Origin of the sequence: Mycobacterium sp. pW045 (assembly GCF_041287085.1) — a bacterium.
GTDB classification, from domain to species: domain Bacteria; phylum Actinomycetota; class Actinomycetes; order Mycobacteriales; family Mycobacteriaceae; genus Mycobacterium; species Mycobacterium algericum_A.
The window spans coordinates 95,872-115,424 of record NZ_JBGGKU010000003.1; the positions used below are offsets into that span (position 1 = coordinate 95,872).

General features: G+C 69.8%; 21 protein-coding genes and 1 pseudogene. 17 read left to right on the top strand and 5 right to left on the bottom strand.

Annotation, left to right across the window (positions count from 1 at the left end; translation table 11 throughout):
* Position 1 precedes the first annotated feature (1 nt).
* The 12 genes and pseudogenes from ACAG20_RS05295 to ACAG20_RS05350 all read left to right on the top strand — a co-directional run bounded on the left by ACAG20_RS05295 (position 2) and on the right by ACAG20_RS05350 (position 10,835).
* The gene (locus tag ACAG20_RS05295; protein WP_370491808.1) at positions 2-1,423 is read left to right on the top strand and encodes an NAD(P)H-hydrate dehydratase; all 1,422 of its coding nucleotides are present in this window, start codon (positions 2-4) and stop codon (positions 1,421-1,423) included.
* 14 nt (positions 1,424-1,437) lie between these two features.
* Entirely contained in the window at positions 1,438-2,823 is a 1,386-nt protein-coding gene (locus tag ACAG20_RS05300; protein WP_370491809.1) for a glutamate decarboxylase, read from the top strand.
* Between the two features lie 133 nt (positions 2,824-2,956).
* Positions 2,957-4,117: an alanine racemase gene (gene alr / locus ACAG20_RS05305; protein WP_370491810.1), complete on the top strand. Its 1,161-nt coding sequence runs from the start codon at positions 2,957-2,959 to the stop codon at positions 4,115-4,117.
* Positions 4,107-5,216, top strand: a complete 1,110-nt coding sequence (locus ACAG20_RS05310) for an alpha/beta fold hydrolase (RefSeq protein WP_370491811.1) — start codon at positions 4,107-4,109, stop codon at positions 5,214-5,216. The genes alr and ACAG20_RS05310 overlap by 11 nt, the downstream gene beginning before the upstream one ends.
* Positions 5,209-5,664 (top strand): tRNA (adenosine(37)-N6)-threonylcarbamoyltransferase complex ATPase subunit type 1 TsaE, encoded by a 456-nt coding sequence (tsaE, locus tag ACAG20_RS05315; protein WP_370491812.1) that lies wholly within the window; start codon positions 5,209-5,211, stop codon positions 5,662-5,664. Before ACAG20_RS05310 ends, tsaE begins: the two co-directional genes overlap by 8 nt.
* Positions 5,649-6,275, top strand: a pseudogene (gene tsaB, locus ACAG20_RS05320) (tRNA (adenosine(37)-N6)-threonylcarbamoyltransferase complex dimerization subunit type 1 TsaB); the annotation flags it as partial. The gene tsaE and the pseudogene tsaB, both read left to right, overlap by 16 nt.
* 12 nt (positions 6,276-6,287) lie before the next feature.
* Entirely contained in the window at positions 6,288-6,743 is a 456-nt protein-coding gene (rimI, locus tag ACAG20_RS05325; protein WP_370492058.1) for a ribosomal protein S18-alanine N-acetyltransferase, read from the top strand.
* Positions 6,740-7,786, top strand: coding sequence for a tRNA (adenosine(37)-N6)-threonylcarbamoyltransferase complex transferase subunit TsaD (tsaD, locus tag ACAG20_RS05330; protein ID WP_370491813.1), 1,047 nt, complete (start codon positions 6,740-6,742; stop codon positions 7,784-7,786). Before rimI ends, tsaD begins: the two co-directional genes overlap by 4 nt.
* A gap of 241 nt (positions 7,787-8,027) precedes the next feature.
* Complete coding sequence (gene groES / locus ACAG20_RS05335; RefSeq protein ID WP_019736720.1) at positions 8,028-8,330, top strand: co-chaperone GroES; 303 nt, start codon at positions 8,028-8,030, stop codon at positions 8,328-8,330.
* 88 nt (positions 8,331-8,418) lie between these two features.
* On the top strand, positions 8,419-10,038 hold the full coding sequence (gene groL, locus ACAG20_RS05340) for a chaperonin GroEL (protein WP_370491814.1): 1,620 nt from the start codon (positions 8,419-8,421) through the stop codon (positions 10,036-10,038).
* A gap of 203 nt (positions 10,039-10,241) precedes the next feature.
* Complete coding sequence (locus tag ACAG20_RS05345; protein ID WP_370491815.1) at positions 10,242-10,541, top strand: GlsB/YeaQ/YmgE family stress response membrane protein; 300 nt, start codon at positions 10,242-10,244, stop codon at positions 10,539-10,541.
* Positions 10,542-10,553: 12 nt separating this feature from the next.
* Entirely contained in the window at positions 10,554-10,835 is a 282-nt protein-coding gene (locus tag ACAG20_RS05350; protein ID WP_112688537.1) for a hypothetical protein, read from the top strand.
* Positions 10,836-10,927: 92 nt separating this feature from the next.
* Here the strand turns inward: ACAG20_RS05350 and ACAG20_RS05355 are convergent, their stop codons facing one another.
* Positions 10,928-11,962: a PE-PPE domain-containing protein gene (locus ACAG20_RS05355; RefSeq protein ID WP_370491816.1), complete on the bottom strand. Its 1,035-nt coding sequence runs from the start codon at positions 11,960-11,962 to the stop codon at positions 10,928-10,930.
* Positions 11,963-12,049: 87 nt separating this feature from the next.
* On the opposite strand from ACAG20_RS05355, the gene ACAG20_RS05360 reads away from it, so the two are divergent.
* Together ACAG20_RS05360 and ACAG20_RS05365 are read left to right on the top strand one after the other, a co-directional pair.
* Positions 12,050-12,430 carry a carboxymuconolactone decarboxylase family protein gene (locus tag ACAG20_RS05360; protein ID WP_370491817.1) on the top strand — a complete coding sequence of 127 codons (381 nt, stop codon included), beginning with the start codon at positions 12,050-12,052 and terminating at the stop codon, positions 12,428-12,430.
* Positions 12,427-13,341: an NAD(P)-dependent oxidoreductase gene (locus ACAG20_RS05365; RefSeq protein WP_370491818.1), complete on the top strand. Its 915-nt coding sequence runs from the start codon at positions 12,427-12,429 to the stop codon at positions 13,339-13,341. Before ACAG20_RS05360 ends, ACAG20_RS05365 begins: the two co-directional genes overlap by 4 nt.
* Here the strand turns inward: ACAG20_RS05365 and ACAG20_RS05370 are convergent.
* From ACAG20_RS05370 to ACAG20_RS05380, 3 genes are all read right to left on the bottom strand, one after another.
* On the bottom strand, positions 13,309-14,301 hold the full coding sequence (locus ACAG20_RS05370) for a PE-PPE domain-containing protein (protein WP_370491819.1): 993 nt from the start codon (positions 14,299-14,301) through the stop codon (positions 13,309-13,311). The two genes, ACAG20_RS05365 and ACAG20_RS05370, sit on opposite strands and share 33 nt — an antisense overlap.
* 68 nt (positions 14,302-14,369) lie before the next feature.
* A complete protein-coding gene (locus ACAG20_RS05375; protein ID WP_370491820.1) occupies positions 14,370-14,681 on the bottom strand; it encodes a DUF732 domain-containing protein in 312 nt (103 codons plus the stop codon).
* Between the two features lie 117 nt (positions 14,682-14,798).
* Positions 14,799-15,086, bottom strand: coding sequence for a WhiB family transcriptional regulator (locus ACAG20_RS05380; RefSeq protein WP_041318590.1), 288 nt, complete (start codon positions 15,084-15,086; stop codon positions 14,799-14,801).
* A gap of 238 nt (positions 15,087-15,324) precedes the next feature.
* On the opposite strand from ACAG20_RS05380, the gene ACAG20_RS05385 reads away from it, so the two are divergent.
* Positions 15,325-16,146 (top strand): tetratricopeptide repeat protein, encoded by an 822-nt coding sequence (locus ACAG20_RS05385; RefSeq protein WP_370491821.1) that lies wholly within the window; start codon positions 15,325-15,327, stop codon positions 16,144-16,146.
* Positions 16,147-16,155: 9 nt separating this feature from the next.
* Here the strand turns inward: ACAG20_RS05385 and ACAG20_RS05390 are convergent, their stop codons facing one another.
* Positions 16,156-16,560, bottom strand: a complete 405-nt coding sequence (locus tag ACAG20_RS05390) for a DUF5319 domain-containing protein (RefSeq protein WP_041320144.1) — start codon at positions 16,558-16,560, stop codon at positions 16,156-16,158.
* 240 nt (positions 16,561-16,800) lie between these two features.
* Here ACAG20_RS05390 and guaB point away from each other — a divergent pair, with 240 nt between their 5' ends.
* Positions 16,801-18,312 carry an IMP dehydrogenase gene (guaB, locus tag ACAG20_RS05395; protein ID WP_370492059.1) on the top strand — a complete coding sequence of 504 codons (1,512 nt, stop codon included), beginning with the start codon at positions 16,801-16,803 and terminating at the stop codon, positions 18,310-18,312.
* A gap of 67 nt (positions 18,313-18,379) precedes the next feature.
* Positions 18,380-19,507 carry a GuaB3 family IMP dehydrogenase-related protein gene (locus ACAG20_RS05400; protein WP_370492060.1) on the top strand — a complete coding sequence of 376 codons (1,128 nt, stop codon included), beginning with the start codon at positions 18,380-18,382 and terminating at the stop codon, positions 19,505-19,507.
* Positions 19,508-19,553 lie beyond the last annotated feature (46 nt).

Here is a 19,553-nt window from a genome sequence, read left to right on the forward strand (position 1 = left end):
GATGCGGAACTACTACAGCGTCGAAGCGATCCGCGCGGCCGAAGCGCCGCTGCTGGCGAGCCTGCCCGACGGGGTGCTGATGCGCCGGGCGGCGTTCGGCCTGGCCACCGCGATCGCGCGCGAGCTGGTTGCGCGCACCGGCGGGGTGGCCGGCCGCAGCGTGTGCGCGGTGGTGGGGTCCGGCGACAACGGCGGCGACGCACTGTGGGCGGCAACGCTGTTGCGTCGCCGCGGTGCGACCGCCAGCGCGGTGTTGCTCAACCCGGAGCGCGCCCACGCCAAGGGGCTGGCAGCATTCAAACGGGCCGGTGGCCGGATCGTCGATACGGTGCCGCCCGCAACGGATCTGGTGATCGACGGGGTGGTCGGGATCTCCGGACGGGGTGCGCTTCGCCCGAACGCCGCCGACGTGTTCGCCGCGGCGGAGTCCGCCGGCATCCCGGTGGTGGCCGTCGATATCCCCAGCGGCCTGGACCCGCACACCGGCGCCGCCGAGGGTCCCGCGGTGCGGGCTGCACTCACCGTCACCTTCGGTGGGCTCAAACCGGTACACGCGCTGGGACAGTGCGGGCGGGTCGAACTCATCGACATCGGCCTGGACCTGCCGGCCACCGACACCCACTCGCTGGAAGCCCCCGACATCGAGGCGTGCTGGCCGGCGCCCGGCCCGCGCGACGACAAGTACACCCAGGGCGTCACCGGAGTGCTGGCCGGGTCGGCGACCTACCCGGGCGCGGCGATCCTGTGTGCCGGCGCGGCGGTGGCCGCCACCTCCGGCATGGTGCGCTACGCCGGAAGTGCTGCCGCCGAAGTGGTTTCGCACTGGCCCGAGGTGGTGGCCGCGCCCAGCCCGGCCGCCGCCGGGCGGGTGCAGGCCTGGGCGGTGGGGCCGGGACTGGGCACCGACGAGAGCGGCGCCGCCGCGCTGTGGTTCGCGCTCGGCACCGACGTGCCGGTGATCGTCGACGCCGACGCGCTGACCATCCTGGCCGCGCACCCGTCGCTGCTGGCCGATCGAACGGCGCCGACCGTGCTCACCCCGCACGCGGGGGAGTACGCCCGGCTGGCCGGCCACCCGCCCGGCGCCGACCGGGTCGGTGCAGCTCGGGAACTGGCCGAGAAGTTCGGCGCCACCGTGCTGCTCAAGGGCCACGTCACCGTCATCGCCGACCCGGCCGGCCCGGTCTATCTCAACCCGCCGGGCGGATCCTGGGCGGCCACCGCCGGCTCCGGCGACGTGCTGTCCGGGATGATCGGCGCCCTGCTGGCCTCCGGCCTGCCCGTCACCCAGGCCGCCGCGGCAGCCGCGTTCGTGCACACCCGGGCGGCCGCGGCCTCAGCCGCCGACCCCGGACCCGGCGCCACCCCCACGTCGGCGTCGCGCATCCTGGCCCACATCCGCACCGCTCTGGCCGAGCTCTGAGAAGAGGAGTCGCTGTGACCCATTCCCACCCGTCCGTCCCCGCGCACACCATCGCCCCGGCCTATACCGGGCGGCTGTTCACCTCACCGGTCCCGGCGCTGCGGATGCCCGACGAGGCGATGGAGCCGCAGGCCGCCTACCGGTTCATCCACGACGAGCTGATGCTGGATGGCAGCTCGCGACTGAACCTGGCCACCTTCGTCACCACATGGATGGACCCCGAAGCATCCGCGCTGATGGCGGAGTCGTTCGACAAGAACATGATCGACAAGGACGAGTACCCGGCCACCGCGGCCATCGAGCAGCGCTGCGTGTCCATGGTCGCCGACCTGTTCCACGCGGAGAACCTGCGCGACGACGACCCCGCCAGCGCAATCGGGGTCTCCACCGTGGGATCCAGTGAGGCGGTGATGCTGGGCGGGCTGGCGATGAAGTGGCGGTGGCGGCAGCGAGTCGGGGATTGGCAGGGGCGCACCCCGAATCTGGTGATGGGCTCCAACGTGCAGGTGGTGTGGGAGAAGTTCTGCCGCTACTTCGACGTCGAACCCCGCTACCTGCCGATGGCGCAGGGCCGCTACGTGATCACCCCGGAGCAGGTCGTCGACGCCGTGGACGAGAACACCATAGGCGTGGTGGCGATCCTGGGCACCACCTACACCGGTGAACTGGAGCCCGTCGAGCAGATCTGCGAGGCGCTGGACGCCCTGGCCGCCGGCGGGGGAGCGGACGTGCCGGTGCACGTCGACGCGGCCAGCGGCGGGTTCGTGGTGCCGTTTCTGCACCCGGGCCTCAAGTGGGACTTCCGGCTGCCGCGGGTGGTGTCGATCAACGTCAGCGGCCACAAGTACGGGCTCACCTACCCGGGTATCGGGTTCGTGGTGTGGCGGGGCGCCGACTATCTGCCCGAGGAACTGGTGTTCCGGGTCAACTACCTCGGCGGGGACATGCCCACCTTCACGCTGAACTTCTCCCGACCGGGCAACCAGGTCGTCGGCCAGTACTACAACTTCCTGCGCCTGGGTCGCAGCGGCTACACCGAGGTGATGCGGACGCTGTCCGACACCGCCCGCTGGCTGTCGCACCAGCTGGCCGCGAGCGAGCACTTCGAGGTGATCAGCGATGGGTCGGCGATCCCGGTGGTCAGCTGCCGCCTCGCGGGTGATCGTGGCTACACCGAGTTCGACGTCTCCCACGAGCTGCGCACGTTCGGCTGGCAGGTGCCGGCCTACACCATGCCCGAGGGCGCCGAGGACGTCGCCGTGCTGCGCGTGGTGGTGCGCGAGGGGCTCTCCGCGGACCTCGCCCGGGCGCTCTTCGATGACACCCTGAAGGCGGTGACCGCCCTGGACCGGCTCAAGCCCGGTGGCCATTTCGACGATCAGCAGCACTTCGCCCACTGATTTTGGGTCCCGGCAGCCCGTTTTTCCGCCGAGTGTGTAGCGGCTGCGATTTTCCGGCCGATTTTTCGCAGTGGTTGCACGTTCGGCGGGGGGACGGGGGCATCCGGCGGGTTCTGGGACAATCGAGACCGACATGACTGTGACATCCCGAACGGCGGGCCTGCTCGGCGAAGCCCTGGTGGACCTGGATGCCATCGCCCACAACGTGCGGGTGCTGTCTGACCAGGCCGGCGCCGCCGAGGTGATGGCCGTGGTCAAGGCCGACGGCTACGGCCATGGCGCCGCCCAGGTGGCGAGAGCGGCATTGGCGGCCGGAGCAGCCGAACTCGGGGTCGCCACCGTCGATGAGGCGCTGGCGTTGCGGGCGGCCGGTATCGCCGCCCCGGTACTGGCGTGGCTGCACGGCCCCGACACCGACTTCGCCCCCGCCCTGACCGCCGACGTTCAGATCGCGGTCTCCTCGGTGCGGCAGCTCGACGAGTTGCTTGACGCCGTGGCCCGTACCGGCCGCACCGCCACGGTGACGGTCAAGGCCGACACCGGCATGAACCGCAACGGCATCGGCGCCGCCGGCTACCCCGCGCTGCTGAGTGCGCTGCGCCGCGCTGTCGCCGATGACGCGATCCGGGTGCGGGGCCTGATGTCGCACCTGGCCTGCGCTGATGAAGCCGACAACCCGGTGAACAACATTCAGGCGCAACGGTTCTCCGATATGCTCGCGCTGGCCCGCGATGAGGGCCTGAGGTTCGAGGTGGCCCACCTCGCGAATTCTGCCGGGGTGATGACCCGGCCGGACCTGGCCTTCGACATGGTGCGGCCCGGTATCGCCGTCTACGGGCTCAGCCCGCTCCCCGAGCGTGGCGACATGGGCCTGGTGCCCGCCATGACGCTGAAATCCATTGTGGTGCTGGTCCGCTCGATCAAGGCCGGCGAGGCGGTCTCTTACGGGCACACCTGGACCGCCGCGGCCGACACCACGCTGGCGCTGGTCCCGATGGGCTACGCCGACGGCGTGTTCCGCCCGCTGAGCGGCCGGTTCGACGTGCTGATCAACGGCCGGCGCCGGCCCAGCGTCGGACGGGTCTGCATGGACCAGTTCGTCGTCGACCTCGGCCCCGGGCCGGTCGACGTGACCGAGGGTGACGAGGTCATCCTGTTCGGGCCCGGCACCAACGGCGAGCCGATCGCCCAGGACTGGGCCGACGCGCTGGGCACCATCCACTACGAGGTGGTGAACTCACCGCGCGGGCGGGTCGCCAGAACCTACCGGGGGGCCGGGTCCGATGGCCGTTAAGCGGCGGCGCGCCCGGCTGCGAACCGGCCGCTGGCTGGCCGGGGCGGCCGGGCTGACCGCTGTCGGCACCATCGCCGGATCCACCATCGCGCGCTCGCTGACCCGCCGCACCACCGCCGACGATCCCTATGCCGCCGAGGATTTCGAGATCCTCGCGCACGACCACAGTTCGGTGGTGGTCACCGACGACGGCGTCGAACTGGCGGTCCGCGATGTGGGCCCCCGCAACGCGCCGCTGACCGTGGTGTTCGCGCACGGTTTCTGCCTGCGCATGGGCTCGTTCCACTTTCAGCGGGCGCGGCTGACCGCCGAATGGGGTCGCCAGGTCCGGATGGTCTTCTACGACCAACGCGGCCACGGTGATTCCACGGTCGCCCCGCCGGATACCTACACCGTGCCGCGGCTCGGTCAGGATCTGGAGGCGGTGCTGACCGCGACGGTGCCGCGTGGGCCGGTGGTCTTGGTCGGGCATTCGATGGGCGGCATGACCGTGTTGTCGCATGCCCGGCAGTTTCCGCAGCGCTACCGCAACCGGATCGTGGGTGCGGCATTGATCTCCTCGGCGGCCAAAGGTGTTTCCCGATCACCGTTGGGGGAGATCCTGCGCAACCCGGCCCTGGAGGCGGTTCAGTTCACCGTGCGCTACGCCCCGGGCCTGGTGCACCGCGGCCGCGGTGCGGCCCGCCGGGTGATCGCGCCGATCCTGCGCGCCGCCTCCTACGGCACCGACCAGATCAGCCCGAGCGTGGTGGCGTTCTCCGAGGAGATGATGCACACCACCCCGGTGGCCACCATGGTCGGTTTTCTGCATGCACTGGAGGTTCACGACGAGAGTGCCGCACTGGAGACGTTGGCCAAGATCCCGACCCTGGTTGCCTGCGGCGACCGCGATCTGCTCACCCCGGACGGTTACTCACGGGCGATGGCGGCCGCGCTGTGGGACTGTGAGCTGGTGATCGTGCCCGGAGCGGGGCACCTGGTGCAGCTGGAGGAACCCGACATCATCGACGACGCGCTGGTGCGGCTGGTGGAGCGGGCCACCCCCCGCCGGGTCACGCTGACCCGCCGGCTGCGCCGGAAGGCCGGGCGCAGTGGCTGACACGCAGCACCTGGCGACGACCGAAGACACCGTGGCGCTGGGAACGCGCCTGGGCGCGCAGCTGCGCGCCGGCGATGTCGTGGTGTTGTCCGGACCGCTCGGTGCCGGAAAGACGGTGCTGGCCAAGGGAATCGCCGTGGCACTGGACGTCGAGGGTCCGGTCACCTCGCCGACATACGTGCTGGCCCGCGAACATCGGCCCCGCCGACCCGGTGACCCGGCGATGATCCACGTCGACCTCTACCGGCTGCTCGACGAATCGGGACTGGACCTGCTGGCTGAATTGGACTCGCTGGATCTCGATACCGAACTCGACGACGCCGTCGTGGTGGTGGAGTGGGGTGAGGGACTGGCCGAGCGACTCTCGGAGCGGCACCTGGACATCCGGCTGGACCGCGGCGCCGACACCGAGACCCGCACCGCGACCTGGCGATGGCACACACCATGATCGGGCCGATCCTGACCATCGACACCGCCACGCCGGCGGTCACCGCAGGACTGGTGCTAGCGGAGACGGGCCGGCGCAGCGTGCTCGCCGAGCGGGTCACCCTGGATGCGCGCGCGCACGCCGAGCGGCTCACCCCCAATGTCATTGCCGCACTGGCCGACGCCGGGCTGGGCATGAACGATCTGACGGCGGTGGTGGTGGGCTGCGGGCCGGGGCCGTTCACCGGGCTGCGGGTCGGCATGGCCAGCGCCGCCGCCTACGGACATGCGTTGGGCATCGCTGTCCACGGAGTCTGCAGCCTGGACGCCATCGGGGTCTGCACCACCGGAGCGACCCTGGTGGTCACCGACGCACGGCGTCGCGAGGTGTACTGGGCGCGCTACCGCGACGGGGTCCGGGTGGCCGGCCCCGCGGTCAGTTCCCCGGCCGACGTCGACCTCGGCGATGCCGCGGCGGTGGCCGGCTCGCCGGCGCACGCCGGCCTGTTCGGCCTGCCGGTGATCGACGTGGCTTATCCCACACCGATGGGACTGGTTGCGGCGGTGCGTGATTGGGACAGCGAGCCGGCGCCGCTGGTGCCGTTGTACCTGCGCCGCCCCGATGCCAAACCGCGCGATGCTGCGGTGCCGCCGGTGGTGATCGGTGCGCTGTTCGACAGCGATGCGGCGCGCTGCGCCGAACTGGAGGCCCAGCTGTTCGGCGGTGACGACCCGTGGCCGCCCGCGGCGTTCAGCCGGGCCATCGGCGCCGCTGACCACCACTATGTCGCGGCCCGGCTCGGTGACCGGCTGGTCGGCTACGGCGGGATCGCCCGGCTGGGGCGCACCCCGCCGTTCGAGTTCGAGGTGCACACCATCGGGGTGGACCCGGCTCACCAGGGCCGTGGCATCGGGCGGCGGCTGCTGGCCGACCTACTGGAATACGCCGACGGCGGCGTCGTGCACCTGGAGGTCCGTACCGACAACGCCGCGGCGATCGGGCTCTACCGTGACGTCGGCTTCGTCGAGACCAGTGTGCGCAAGCGCTACTACCGCAACGGCGCGGACGCCTACCTGATGCGGCGGGAGGCGCCCTCGTGACAACAGTTCTGGCCATCGAATCCTCGTGCGATGAAACAGGTGTCGGCATCACCCAGCTGGCGGCCGACGGCACGCTGACGTTGTTGGCCGACGAGGTGGCCTCCAGCGTCGAAGAGCACACCCGGTTCGGCGGGGTGGTGCCCGAGATCGCCTCGCGCGCCCACCTGGAGGCGCTGGGCCCGACCATGCGCCGCGCACTCGAGACGGCCGGGGTGCAACGTCCCGATGCGGTGGCTGCCACCATCGGGCCCGGTCTGGCCGGCGCGCTACTGGTGGGCGTGGCCGCGGCCAAGGCCTATGCGGCCGCCTGGGGGGTGCCGTTTTACGCGGTCAACCACCTGGGCGGGCATCTGGCGGCCGACATTTACGCCCACGGGCCGCTGCCCGAGTGTGTTGCCCTGCTGGTCTCCGGCGGCCACACCCACCTGCTGCACGTGCGATCGCTCGGGGAGCCGATCGTGGAGCTGGGCAGCACCGTCGATGACGCCGCGGGGGAGGCCTACGACAAGGTGGCCCGGCTGCTTGGGCTGGGTTACCCGGGCGGGCGGGTGCTCGACGAGCTGGCCCGCACCGGCGACGCCGGCGCCGTGGTGTTCCCGCGTGGGATGACCGGTGCGCGCGACGCCCCCTACGCGTTCAGCTTCTCGGGGCTCAAAACCGCGGTGGCCCGCTACGTGGAGGCCAACCCCGACTTCGTCCCCGCCGATGTGGCGGCCGGCTTCCAGGAGTCGGTGGCCGACGTCTTGACGGCCAAGGCGGTGCGGGCGGCCACGGAGCTGGGGGTGTCGACGCTGCTGATCGCCGGCGGGGTGGCGGCCAACTCCCGGCTGCGCGAGCTGGCCGAGCAGCGCTGCGCCGCGGCGGGCCTGACGCTGCGGATCCCGCCGCTGCGGTTGTGCACCGACAACGGGGCGATGATCGCGGCGTTCGCAGCGCAGCTGATCGCGGCCGGGGTGCCGCCGTCGCCGCTGGATGTGGCCACCGATCCCGGTCTGCCGGTCGTTTGCGCGAGCGTGCGGGTCCCCGGTCGACACGCCGGGTGAGCTGCCGTTTCTGCGCACGCTCGCGGGTGAGCAGGCCCGATACCGAGGAAGCACCGCCCCCACCTTGAGTGCTAGCACTCTCGTGTATAGAGTGCTAGGTGGCAGTCGGACGATTCCTGGCTCGGCACCCGCGACGACGACGCGAGGGTTCGCACGAATGCCGAACACCTTAAGTAAGTACGTTCCGATGCGACCAGGCAGCGAACCGGGTCGCATCCAGACAATGTGGAGGGCTCCAATCGTGGCGAGCGTGAACATCAAGCCACTCGAGGACAAGATCCTCGTTCAGGCCAACGAGGCCGAGACCACGACCGCTTCCGGTCTGGTCATTCCGGACACTGCCAAGGAGAAGCCGCAGGAAGGCACCGTCGTTGCCGTCGGCCCCGGCCGGTGGGATGAGGACGGCGACAAGCGGATTCCGCTTGATGTCAAGGAAGGCGACGTCGTCATCTACAGCAAGTACGGCGGTACCGAGATCAAGTACGCCGGCGAGGAGTACCTGATCCTGTCCGCGCGCGACGTGCTGGCCATCGTCGGCAAGTAGCCAAAGCAGACACCGTGCCCGCCCCGGAGGTCCCCGTAGTACGGGTGATGTCCGGGGCGGCACGCGTGACGGGAAAGGGTTGACATTCGTGAGCAAGCAGATTGAGTTCAACGAGGCCGCCCGCCGGGCCTTGGAGACCGGCGTCGACAAACTGGCCGACGCCGTCCGGGTCACGCTGGGCCCGCGCGGCCGCGCCGTGGTGCTGGCCAAGTCGTTCGGCGGCCCGACGGTGACCATGGACGGCGTCACGGTGGCCCGTGAGGTCGACCTGGAGGACCCGTTCGAGAACCTCGGCGCCCAGTTGGTGAAGTCGGTGGCCACCAAGACCAACGATGTCGCCGGCGACGGCACCACCACCGCCACCGTGCTGGCCCAGGCCATCATCTCCGGCGGGCTGCGCAACGTCGCGGCCGGCGCCAACCCGATCGCGCTGGGCGCCGGTATCGCCAAGGCGGCCGACGCGGTATCCGAGGCGTTGCTGGCCGCGGCGACCCCGGTCTCCGGCAAGGAGTCGATCGCCCAGGTGGCCAACGTGTCCTCGCGCGACGAGGAGATCGGTGAAATGGTCGGCGAGGCGATGACCAAGGTCGGCAGCGACGGCGTGGTCAGCGTGGAGGAGTCCTCGACGCTCTCCACCGAACTGCAGATCACCGACGGCGTCGGCTTCGACAAGGGTTTCCTGTCGGCCTACTTCGTCACCGATTTCGACTCGCAGGAGGCCGTCCTGGAGGATGCGCTGATCCTGCTGCACCGCGACAAGATCAGCTCACTGCCCGACCTGCTGCCGTTGCTGGAGAAGGTCGTCGAGGCGGGCAAGCCGCTGGTGATCATCGCCGAGGACGTCGAGGGCGAGCCGCTGTCGACGTTGGTGGTCAACGCGATCCGCAAGACGCTCAAGGCCGTCGCGGTCAAGGCACCCTACTTCGGCGACCGGCGCAACGCGTTCCTGGAGGACCTCGCGATCGTCACCGGCGCCCAGGTGATCAACCCCGACGTCGGCCTGACGCTGCGGGAGGCCGGCCTGGATGTGCTGGGTTCCGCACGCCGGGTGGTGGTCTCCAAGGACGACACCGTCATCGTTGACGGCGCCGGTACCGCCGAGGCGATCGCCGCTCGCGTCAAGCAGCTGCGCGCCGAGATCGAGGCGACCGACTCCGACTGGGACCGCGAGAAGCTCGAGGAGCGGCTGGCCAAGCTGGCCGGCGGCGTGGCGGTGATCAAGGTCGGCGCGGCCACCGAGACCGCCCTCAAGGAGCGCAAGCACCGGGTCGAGGACGCGGTGGCGGCGGCCAAGGCGGCCGTCGAGGAGGGCATCATCACCGGCGGCGGGGCCGCGCTGGTGCAGGCCCGCGGGGCGCTGTCGGAGCTGGCGTCCTCGCTCAGCGGTGATGAGAAGCTGGGCGTGGAGGTGTTCGCCGCCGCGCTGAGCGCACCGCTGTACTGGATCGCCAGCAACGCCGGTGTGGACGGCGCGGTGGTGGTCAGCAAGGTCGCCGAGCTGCCGGCCGGGCAGGGCTTCAACGCCGCGACGCTGACCTACGGCGACCTGGCCGCCGACGGGATCGTCGACCCGGTCAAAGTGACCCGGTCCGCGGTGCTCAACGCCGCCTCGGTGGCACGCATGGTGCTGACCACCGAGACCGCGGTGGTGGACAAGCCGGCCGAGGAGGCCGCCGACGCCCACGGGCACCACGGGCACGCGCACTAGCCACCGCGCTTGCCGCGCGACAAGACGCGAAAGCCCCCATTCCGGCTCCGGAATGGGGGCTTTCGCTGGGGGTACCGCCCGCTTACGGGGGACTGCTCGGCGGCCTTGATGAGCCGGTCCGTTTATAACCGCCGAGAACGGGTATTGATTCTCCGCGTCGTCGATCAGGACGGTGTATTGAAGGCGCTGTAAAGGAGATCACCATGGACCCAGTGGCGGCAACTGAATTTCTGGCCCGCTCCAGCACGTTGACCAGTGTCGGGTGGATCGGTTACATCATTATCGGAGCCATTGCCGGCTGGATAGCAGGCATGGTCATGAAGACCAAGTACGGCCTGCTCACCGACGTTGTTGTGGGCGTTGTCGGCGCGCTGATCGGCGGTTTTCTGCTGAGCTTCGTCGTGGACACCGCGAGCGGCGGTTGGTGGTTCACATTGTTCACTGCAATCCTGGGCGCAATCATCCTGCTGTGGCTGCTGCGCCTGTTCGGCCGCGAGGCGTAAGGGGCAAGAGAAATGGTGAAATACGTTGCGGTTGCGGCCATGGCCGTCGGTGTACTGCTGTCCAGTGGGTGCTCGGCGTCGAAGGTGATGAATACCGGAGGCGACACCCGATGCAAGGATTTCGTCGAGCAGGACGAGAAGAAGCAGGACGACGAAATCAGCAAGATGCTCAAAGACAAGAGCGGCGCGGACCCCTCCAATCTGGAGATTTCGGCGACCCGGCTGTCGGTTTCGACTTACTGCAAGACGGTGGGAACGCCGGACAGCAAGATATCCGAGGCGCCGCACGGCTGAGCACGCTGTGACACCCGGAATTCCGGCCCGGCGCACTGCGATCTGCGCCGGGCCGGAATGGTCGCCGGAATGACCCGAAAACGGGCTGGGTGCTAGAAGAAGTTGCTGAAAAGCAGGTTGATCGAGTCGAACAGGGCCTGGAACGGATCGCTGTTGGCGACCCCGTGCCACAGTAAGGCGCTGAGCCAGGCGTCGAAGGCGTTGATCTCGCTGTTGTCGATCTCGATGTAAGTCAGCATGCCGTCGACGGTGGTGGTCGCGTCGGCGATCTGGTCGGGGGTCAGGCCCAGGTACTCCACGTGGGGGCCGAAGATCCCCAGCAGTGCGCCCCACAGGCCGTAGTTGTCATACGCGTCGGCGAAGTTGGAGACCGGGTCGTCGGGCAGACCGTAGATGGTCGCCGAGTACAGGTCGGTGGGCGTCAGGGTGCCCAGCACCTCGGTCAGGCCGAACAGCTTGAGCAGGTAGTCCGAGAGATCCTGGCCCAACGTTGCGTACATGGCGGCTTCCAGGTACTGCCAGATGCCGTCCGGGGTCGACGGGTCGCCGATGAACACGAAGTGCAGCGAATCGGCGGGTATGCCCGCTTCGGCGAGTCGGGACATGGCGATCGACGCTGCGGTGGCGCTCTGGGAATAGGCGAAGATCGTCAGCGGGTTATCGGCGTCGAATGCGCCCGGGTTGGCGGCGAACTGGTTCTGGACGGCGAGCGTGATCAGCGACGCGCCGGTGAGGCTGCTCGGGCCCTGCTGAAACAACTCAGGTGTCGTGAGCACCTGCAACGGGGCGCTGCAGGGGTCGGTGCCGTCCATGTAGCAGACCGTCGAGTCAGTTGAGCCGCCGTTGAATCCCAGCGGATTCAGGTACAGGTTCTCGGCGGATCGCGCGTATTCCGGCGACGGGGTCGGCTGGCCGGTGCCGCCGAGGATGAGCGCGGTCTGGCTGCCGGCCAGCGGGCCGTCGACGGCCAGCAGTGCCGCCTCGAGCAGCAGCGAACCGACCGGCGTGCTGACCGCGGCGCCGGTCGAGGCGACGATCAGGCCGGCGGCGGCGAACCCGGAAATTGCCTTGTTGACGCCCCGACGCCGCGGTTTCAGGGTTTTAGGGCAACCCCCCATGCTGTGCATCACATGTGATTATCACATTCTTATCTTTGAGTCTAGCGTTCTCGCCATCGTCGAGAAGGTGCGTTCGGCATCGAACTAGGAGGGCCCATGGACCAACAGACCTATGAGCGGGGCCGCGAGATCCGCGCGGCCGTGCTCGGCGAAGCGTATGTGGCCCAGGCCGCCGCCGGTGACGACTTCGCCGCGCCGTTTCAGGACTTGGTCACCGAATACTGCTGGGGTGCGGTGTGGGGACGCGACGGCCTGCCGCGCAAGACCCGCAGCATGCTCAACCTCGCGATGATCGCGGTGCTCAACCGGCCCAACGAACTGCGCACCCACGTCAAAGGGGCACTCACCAACGGCGTCACCCGCGAGGAGATCCGCGAGATCTTCATGCACGTGGCGATCTACGCCGGCGTTCCGGCGGCGGTGGACAGCTTCCGGATCGCCCGCGAGGCGTTCGCCGAATACGACAGCAGCCGATGATCGGCTTCATCGGCCTTGGCAACATGGGGTTTCCCATGGCGGGCCGGTTGGCGGCAGCCGGTCGCGAACTGGTGGTCTACGACACCCGCGGCGAAGTGATCGACCGCGCAACGAAGTTCGGCGCCCACGCTGCCTCCTCGCCGCAGCAGGTGGCCGACCGGGCGGAGATCGTGCTGGCCAGCCTGCCGTCGTTGCAGGCGTCTTCGGCGGTCGTCGAGGCGGTCGCCGAGGCGGTGGCCGGCGACGCGAAGACCAAGCTGTTCATCGACCTGTCAACCGTGGGAAGCGCTGTCGCGCAGCGCAATCACGCCACATTGCAGGCTTGCGGCGTCGCGGCCCTGGATGCCCCGGTCAGCGGCGGCGTCGGCGGGGCATCGCAGGGCAGCCTGGCCATCATGGTCTCCGGGCCACGCGCCGCGTTCGACACCGCCGAGGCGCTGCTCGGCGAGCTCGGCCGCCCGGTGTTCGTCGGTGAGAAGCCCGGCGCCGCCCAGACGATGAAACTGGTCAACAATCTGATGGCGGCCACCACGCTGGCCGCCACCGCCGAGGTCATGGTGATGGGCGTCAAGGCCGGCCTCGACCCGCAGGCGATGATCGACGTGCTCAACGCCGGCTCGGGCGGAACCCATGCCAGTCGCGACAAGTTCCCAAAAGCGGTGTTGCCCAGGACGTTCGACTATGGCTTCGCGACCGGACTGATGGTCAAGGACGTACGGCTGTACCTGGCCGAGGCCGGTGCCCTGGGCCTGCCGAGCCAACTCGCCGACGCGGTGGCCGCGCTGTGGGAATCGACGCTGCGAGAACAGGGCCCCGAATCGGACTTCACCTGCATCGTCAAGGTGCTGGAGAGGGCCGCCGGGGTGACGGTGGGCAACTCAGAAGAAGTTGCCGAACAGCAACTGCAGTGAATCCCAGAGGCTCTCGAACAGACCGCTGTTGGCGGCCCCGCCGCTGAGCACCGCGTCGAGCCAGGCGGTGAGGCCGTTGATGTCGGTGTCGTCGATGTTGACGTAGGTCAGGGCGCCGTCGACTGTGGTGGTGGCGTCGGCGACCTGCTCCGGTGTCAGCCCCAGGTACCACACGTGCGGCCAGAGGATATCCAGCATCGCGCCGAGCAGTCCCTTTTCGTCGAAGACGTCGGCGAAGTTGGAGACCGGGTCACCGGGCAGCCCGTAAATGGTTGCCGCATACAGGTCATTCGGTGTCAGGTTCCCCAGCACGTCGGTCATACCGAACAGGTTGAGCACATAGCTCGTCAGATCCGGGCCGAGCGTCGCCTGCATCGCCGCTTCCAGGTGCTGCCAGATGCCGTCCGGGGTGGAGGGGTCGCCGATGAAGACGAAGTGCAGCGAGTCCAGCGGGATGCCCGCCTCGGCGAGTCGGGTCATCGCGATCGACTCGGCGGTGGCGCTTTGGGAGTAGCCGAAGATCGTCAGCGGGTGTTCGGCATCGAACGCCCCGGGGTTGGCATCGAACTGGTTCTGCACGGCGAGCACGATCGCCGACGCGGCGGTGAGGCTGCTCGGTCCCTGCTGGACCAGTTCCGGTGTCGTCAGCACCTGCAGTGGGGCGCTGCACGGGTCGGTACCGTCCATGTAGCAGACCGTCGAATCGGTCGAGCCGCCGTTGAACCCCAGCGGATTCAGGTACAGGCTCTCGGCGGACCGCGCGAATTCAGGCGACGGCGTCGGTTCGGTCGTTCCGCCGAGGATGAGCGCCGTCAGGCTGCCCGCCAGCGGGCCTTCGGCGGCCAGCAGTGCCGCCGCCGCGTGCACCGACGAGCCGACCCCCACCCCGGCCGTAGCCGCCATCATGGCGACGACGGCGGCCTGCGCAACCGTGCTTTTGATCCCGCCCCGTTTTTTCACCGCTTGTGCTTATCACACGCTGATACTGCGCCCGGTGGTTTTTTGCGATCGCTGACGCCGGCGACGTTTCAGAGCGTGTCGGGGCACAGATTATGCTGCGCGGCGTTGATCAGCATGCGGCCCTTCTCGACGTCATTCGGGCTCACCTGGGCCAGCGTCTGTTCGGGCTTCTCGCCCAGATGCAGCCGGTTGCATGCCATCCACCCGTTCGCCACGACCACACCGTCGGGCAGCTGGGCGTCGCCGACCGTCAAACCGGGGAAGCCGTTGGCCCGCAGTTCATTGAGAAACCCTTCCTCGTCGGCGCTGGCCGCCGGCGCGGCAAGGAAGCCGAGGGCGCACCCCGCCGCGAGGGTCCCGAACAGCAGCTGATTACGCATGTGACTCCCCTCGCCGTCGCCGGCCTGCGCCGTGCGGGAAGCGTAACGGTGTTGCCGCCGGTGAAACCGGATAACGGCGCGATTTCAGCCCAGCGGGGTCACCGGGGTTTTCCGGGCTCAGCCGCTGGGTCGCAGGCAGCGCAGCGCGGCGTGCCGCTCGGATTCCGACATGCCGCCCCAGATCCCGTAGGGCTCACCCACGGCAAGTGCGTGCGCACGGCACTGCTCCAGCACCGGGCAGCTGCGGCACCACCGTTTGGCGTTCTGCTCCCGCTGAGCCCGGGCGCGGCCGCGCTCCCCATCGGGCGGGAAGAACACCGACGAGTCAACGCCCCGGCACGCTCCTCGGAGTTGCCAATCCCATACGTCCGCATTGCGGCCGGGCAGCTGCTCAACCTGTGGCATGGGAACCCCTCTCAAAACTGGTCGACCGGATCGGTTGCGGCCGTTGAGGTGTCTGGTGGTGCGCGTAAAACAGCGCCGGCGGTATCCGGCGCTGGGGGGACCGTAACGAAAGCGTCTGAAGTTAGACCTACGGGACGGTTAAGAAAGGCTGGCCTAAGGCGGTGGACATTCCCTGAGAGCGGATGTTCTTCCGGGCGGACGGCGCGACGTTGACCCGGCCGCGTAACGTCGCGCAGCGATGACCGAGGACCCAGACGCGGCGCTGGCCGCCGCCGCGTTCGGCGATGCGCCCGGCCGCTGGCCGTTGCCGGCCGCAACCACCCCCCGGCAGCGGTGGCTGCGTGCGGTCGCCGCCGGCGGCCAGGGGCGTTACGCCAGCGCCGGCACCGATCTGGCGGCGCTGCTGCGCGAGGCGCCGGCCGGACCGCTGGCCTCGCTGGCGCACAGCACGCAGGCGTCGTTCCTGCGCCAACTCGGTGGGCACGAGCGGGCCCGCGGCCTCGACGGCCGGGCGCTGGCGCTGGCCTGCACCGACCACGAGGCCGACCCGGAGACCACCGAGGCCACCGCGGATGCGCTGGTCGGGCTGGCCGCCGACGCGCTGGGCGTCGGGCGCTTCGCGGCCTCGGCGGCACTGCTGGAACGGGCGGTAGGGCTGCCGCAACCGACGGCGCCGGCGCGCCTGGCGGTGCGCCGGAACTGGGTGACGGCCGAACTGGCCATGGTCACCGGCGACGGCGCCACCGCGGTGCGCCACGCCGAGCACGCCTTGGAACTGACTCCCGAGACGATGGCGCGCCATCGGGTGAAAAGCCGGGTGGTGCTGGCCGGGGCGCTGTGCTGCGCCGGCAGCGTCGACAAAGCGCGCGCGGTGGCCGACACGGCGCTACACGACGCCGACCGGCTGGGTCTGGTCCCGCTGCGATGGGCACTGGCCTGCATGTTGATCGACTTGGTCGATGCGGCCGGCGCGCGGGACACGGTCGAGGAATTGCTGAAGTTGCGTGACGACGCCGCCGAGCTGGTGCGTCACCGCGGCGGTAGGTGGCAGCGCGGCTGACTCGGCGGCTCAGCGGTAGCCGTCGGCCTCCGAGGTCGCCCCGTTGAGCGACGCATCGGCGTAGCCGCGGCAGTAATCCCACGTCACGTAGCTGTCGGGTTCGGGGTCGTAAGCCGGTTCGTGCGGGCGGACGGTGCCGTCGATGAGCAGCTGCAGCAGGTTGGCGCGCAGCATGTCCCAGTCGTGATAGTGGTCCTGCTGACAGTCGTCGCAGCACACCACCAGGCCGCGGATGCCCCGGTGCGCCAACAGTGCTTCGTAGACCGCCAGATCGGCGAGGTCGGCTTCGACCGCGGTCCGCTCCTGCGGATCCAGCGGTTGCCCCGGTTCGACGGCGTCCAGCGCGGCAGACGGGTCGTAGGGATCGTCGGCGAACGGGTCAGGCGGCAAACCGGGTGGCAGGTGGTCACGCACGCCCTCAGGGTACGCAGAGGTCACGACAGAATGCCAGCGGCCGGTGCCCGGAGCCGTTCAGCGGCCCGCATGACCGGCAAGGGTAGGTGGGGAACGAACGCCGCCGCGCGCCGCGATTAGGATGGATGTCTCACCCCGGCTGCGTAGTGGAGGCTCCCGATGTCCGTTGGTGACCCCAGTGCCCCGACGATTCCCTATGCCCCCGGTGCACCCGGTGCCGCCGGCACGTTCGACGATGCGATGCCCACCGGCGGTGTCGCCGGTGGGCATCCACCCAAGATCGCCATGCTGGGGCTGACGTTCGATGATGTGCTGCTGCTACCGGCGGCCTCCGACGTGGTGCCGGCGACCGCCGACACCTCAAGCCGGCTGACCCGCAACATCGCGCTCAAGGTGCCGCTGGTCAGCTCCGCCATGGACACCGTCACCGAGGCCCGGATGGCGATCGCGATGGCCCGCGCCGGCGGGATGGGCGTGCTGCACCGCAACCTGCCGGTCACCGAGCAGGCCGGTCAGGTCGAGACCGTCAAGCGCTCCGAGGCCGGGATGGTAACCGACCCGGTCACCTGCACGCCGGAGAACACCCTGGCCGAGGTGGATGCGCTGTGCGCGCGGTTCCGGATCTCCGGGCTGCCCGTCGTCGACAAGAACGGCTCACTGGTCGGCATCATCACCAACCGGGACATGCGCTTCGAGGTGGACCAGAACAAACCGGTCGCCGAGGTGATGACCAAGGCGCCGCTGATCACCGCCCAGGAGGGCGTCTCCGCCGACGCCGCGCTGGGCTTGCTGCGCCGCCACAAGATCGAGAAGCTGCCGATCGTCGACGGCCGCGGCAAGCTGACCGGGCTGATCACCGTCAAGGACTTCGTCAAGACCGAGCAGCACCCGCTGGCCACCAAGGACAGTGACGGCCGGCTGCTCGTCGGGGCCGCGGTCGGCGTCGGCGCCGACGCCTGGGTGCGGGCGATGACGCTGGCCGACGCCGGGGTCGACGTGCTGATCGTCGACACCGCGCACGCCCACAACCGGGGGGTGCTCGACATGGTCGGCAAGCTCAAGGCCGAGGTGGGGGAGCGCGTCGAAGTGGTCGGCGGCAACGTGGCCACCCGCAGCGGGGCGGCCGCGCTGGTCGAGGCCGGCGCCGACGCGGTCAAGGTCGGCGTGGGGCCCGGCTCCATCTGCACCACCCGGGTGGTAGCCGGGGTGGGCGCCCCGCAGATCACCGCCATCATGGAGGCCGTGGCCGTCTGTGCGCCGGCGGGCGTGCCGGTGATCGCCGACGGCGGGCTGCAGTACTCCGGTGACATCGCCAAGGCGCTGGCCGCCGGGGCGTCGACGACCATGCTCGGCTCGCTGCTGGCCGGCACCGCCGAGTCGCCCGGCGAGCTGATCTTCGTCAACGGCAAGCAGTTCAAGAGCTACCGCGGGATGGGGTCGCTGGGCGCCATGCAAGGCCGCGGCGGAGCCAAGTCCTACTCCAAAGACCGCTACTTCCAAGACGACGCGCTCTCCGAGGACAAGCTGGTGCCCGAGGGCATCGAGGGCCGGGTGCCGTTCCGGGGCCCGCTGACCACCGTCATCCACCAGCTCACCGGCGGGCTGCGCGCGGCGATGGGCTACACCGGCTCGGCGACCATCGAGGCGCTGCAGCAGGCGCAGTTCGTGCGGATCACGGCGGCCGGCCTGAAGGAAAGCCACCCGCACGACATCACCATGACCGTGGAAGCGCCCAACTACTACGTGCGCTGAGCAGGCGTTCGTCCCGGCGCATTCGCGCACCGCGAAACAGAAACGAGGCTGACCCGTCATGCGTGACATGGTTGAGATCGGCATGGGCCGCACCGCCCGGCGTACCTACGAGCTCGACGACATCAACATCGTGCCGTCCCGGCGCACCCGCTCCTCCAAGGACGTGTCGACGGCCTGGCAGCTCGACGCCTACCGGTTCGAGATCCCGGTGCTGGCGCACCCCACCGACTCGCTGGTCTCCCCGGAGTTCGCGATCGAGCTGGGCAAACTCGGCGGCCTGGGGGTGCTCAACGGTGAAGGGTTGATCGGCCGGCACGCTGACATCGAGGCCAAGATCGCTCAGGTCGTCGAGGTGGCGGCCAAGGAGCCGGAGCCGGAGGCGTCGATCCGGCTGCTACAGCAGTTGCATGCCGCGCCGTTGGACCCCGAGTTGCTGGGTGCCGCGGTGGCGCGCATCCGCGAGGCTGGAGTGACCACCGCGGTGCGGGTCAGCCCGCAAAACGCCGCGGCGCTGACGCCGGCGCTGGTGGCCGCCGGCATCGATCTGCTGGTCATCCAGGGCACCATCATCTCCGCCGAACGGGTTGCGAGCGACGGCGAACCGTTGAACCTCAAGACGTTCATCTCCGAGCTCGACATCCCGGTGGTGGCCGGCGGGGTGATCGACCACCGCACCGCGCTGCACCTGATGCGCACCGGCGCGGCCGGGGTGATCGTCGGCTACGGCTCCACCGCGGGGGTGACCACCTCCGATGAGGTGCTGGGCATCTCCGTGCCGATGGCCACCGCGATCGCCGATGCCGCCGCGGCCCGCCGCGAATACCTGGACGAGACCGGCGGGCGTTACGTGCACGTGCTGGCCGACGGCGACATCCACACCTCCGGGGACCTGGCCAAGGCGATCGCCTGCGGCGCCGACGCGGTGGTGCTGGGCACGCCGCTGGCCGCGGCGGCCGAGGCGCAGGGCGAGGGCTGGTACTGGCCCTCGGCGGCGGCGCACCCGTCGCTGCCGCGTGGCGCGCTGATGCAGGTCGCCTACGGTGAGCGTCCGGGCCTGGCGCAGGTGCTCGACGGCCCCTCGGACGACCCGTTCGGCTCGTTGAACCTGGTCGGCGGCCTGCGCCGGTCGATGGCCAAGGCCGGCTACTGCGATCTCAAGGAATTCCAGAAGGTCGGGCTGACCGTCGGGAGCTGACCCCGGCGGTTCAGCGAGGTTCGCCGGAGTCGGCCCCCGGGCCGGT